At 61.3% G+C, this 514-nt stretch carries 2 protein-coding genes; both read right to left on the bottom strand.

Translation table 11 applies throughout. The annotated features are described in order from the left end of the window. Positions 1-213: BolA/IbaG family iron-sulfur metabolism protein (locus Q7C20_RS27165; protein WP_375071238.1), on the bottom strand; the 213-nt coding region annotated here is incomplete at its 3' end. Positions 214-240: 27 nt separating this feature from the next. Then, positions 241-514: DUF1476 domain-containing protein (locus tag Q7C20_RS27170; protein ID WP_375071239.1), on the bottom strand; the 274-nt coding region annotated here is incomplete at its 5' end.

Below are 514 nucleotides of genomic sequence, written 5' to 3' on the forward strand. Positions count from 1 at the left end.
CAGTTGCAAGGCGTGGAGCACACCGCCCATCCTGCCGCCGAGCGCATCATAGACCATCTTGTGCTGCTGCACGCGGTTCTTGCCTGCGAACTGCGGTGCGGTCACCTTGGCAGCCCAGTGATCGTCATCGCCTGCGAGATCACGCAGTTCGATTTCGGCACCGGGCAGCGCTTCGCCGATCAGGCGCTCGATTTCACTGGCACTCATGGGCATGGGAAAATTCCTTGCGCTTGGTCGCGCTTAGCTTTCGCTCATCAACTGGCGGCGCGCTTCGATCGCCTTTTCTTCCAGCTTGGCGCGAATGTCGGATTCGCTGACATCGCAATCGGCGGCGGTGAGGTCACCCAGAAGCTTGCGAATGACGTCTTCGTCGCCCGCTTCCTCGAAGTCGGCCTGGACGACCGCCTTCTTGTAGGCGTCGGTTTCCTCTTCGGTGAGGTTCATCAGGCCCGCTGCCCACTCGCCGAGAAGGCGATTGCGCCGTGCAGCGATCTTGAAGGCGTTTTCCTCGTCG

Origin of the sequence: Pseudomonas sp. AMR01 (assembly GCF_041946035.1) — a bacterium.
Lineage (GTDB): Bacteria > Pseudomonadota > Gammaproteobacteria > Pseudomonadales > Pseudomonadaceae > Aquipseudomonas > Aquipseudomonas antarctica_B.